Annotated in this window: 1 protein-coding gene and 1 pseudogene; both read right to left on the bottom strand. The window is 50.2% G+C overall.

Translation table 11 applies throughout. The annotated features are described in order from the left end of the window. Window positions 1-1,262, bottom strand: a 1,262-nt coding sequence (locus tag AC1D1T_RS32310; RefSeq protein ID WP_477993437.1) for a YopJ family acetyltransferase, incomplete at its 3' end; no start/stop codon positions are given. A 263-nt stretch (window positions 1,263-1,525) separates the two neighbouring features. Further along, window positions 1,526-1,699 (bottom strand): annotated as a pseudogene (locus AC1D1T_RS32305) (IS5/IS1182 family transposase); the annotation flags it as partial.

Here is a 1,699-nt window from a genome sequence, read left to right as displayed (position 1 = left end):
AGATAGTACTGAATCCGCAGGCTTGATGCATTTCGGAAACCTCGACTCCTGAGGTGATTATTGATGGACTTTCCACTCCTTGGCTCGCAGACTGATTGTCGTTTCCGGAAGGTCTGCAGATCCTCGTCGAGCATGCCATTCCGCGTTTTGTATCGATGAACAACAGGCCTGTTTGGATTGCCTTTCTGATGTTTGCGAACAAATCTACTTATTTGCGCATGACGAAGCAATTCATCCGGCAGTTTGATTTCATATATCTTGCTGTCGATGGCATTCCCATCGGAGTTATTAAAAAGCTTCTTCTTGGCGCGGGACAGGATATATTCATTTGAGAGGCGGAAGTTTCCATCCCCATCCCTTTCTGTCATTGCGCAGCCAAGATCCAGGGAGTAAAAACGACACCCTGATGGAGAAGCTTGACTGTCGTCGGCCACATAATAAATGGATCGATTCGGAGCGGTAAGGGAGTGAAGTTCCGCGTGCTTATACTCATTCCCAAGAGAGTTGAATAATATTATTCCCTCTTGATTCTCATGTCGCATGTAAATCAATGCTTCCGTGTGAAACGTTTCCTCGCCACGAAGAAGTGCGATTCGGCATTCCAGCTCATTTCTATCGTCAAGTTTTGCTACACTKGAAATATCATCCCTCAGATCATCTATGTCCAATTTCTCCTTGCTTCGGATTTTGTTGATTTTTATGACGTTGGCATTTTTCTTGAGTGAATAGTAGTTCATGATTTCTGCACGCGACTCTTCATCGAATTTTATGTTGTAGACGGCCTCCCCGACATTTGTTCYCTCTTGCACAAATAATATTCCTCCGTTTTTGAGCGAACGACTTTCCCCATAGGCGACGATCTTGTTTTTTAATTCCAGACTGGAAACCCAATTTCGCACCGCTGGAAGCCACTCCGGGTAAATTTTCAATCCACTCGTTGGCCATTGAATTGTCATCTCGTCCGATTGCCCTGATTGCCTGTTCGACAAATGACCCATGATTTCCCGCATCAGAAACTCAGGAACTGCATGAACCGATTGCTCGCTGCAGCCGGAAATGTCCAGACATGGAAACCCGCCCGAATCAAGTAGAGACAGAAGCGCATGAGTTATTCCCAAAGCATCATCGCATCCGCTCATCTGCTCGCATATCAGGGTCTTCAATTCTTGTTTGCTCGGAGCACATTTCGTAGTTTGCGACGACGCGTTGCTCAGCGGTGCTGCCGATCTGGGCGAGCTCGGATTCGGGAATTTGAACTGCAAGGTGTACTCCTAAAAACGATCGAAAAACTCTGTTGAAGGCAATGTGCATCCTGAGTAACACAACATGTGCGTTGGTTGCATGGAATGAACGTGATGCAGCGCCCGTAGACATACATGCACGTCGAAACAGGCCGCGGTCTTCAGTCCGAAGCGCAACCTTGCACCCCCGGCGAGTTCATGCCCTGCCCTGCAAACGCATCAACCTATCGGCCGTGCCGGTGAGGCGGTGCACAACCCGATCGTCTGGCACGACCAGCGCACGCCATGATCTGCACGCCCGGGTTGTCGGCGTCCACGCCGTGGTAGCCCAGGTCGACGATGACCTGCTTCGGACAGCGCCCAATGTCCTGCAGCAGCGTCGTGGTCTGCTCCAGTTGCTCGCACAGCACATGGCCGTCGTTCGGGTTGCCGGGGAAGCTTCGCGCGCCCGCCATCAG

The organism is Rhizobacter sp. P2_H3, from assembly GCF_056403355.1.
The sequence above is the reverse complement of the archived record's forward strand: the minus strand, read 5'-3'. Positions and strand labels throughout refer to the sequence as shown.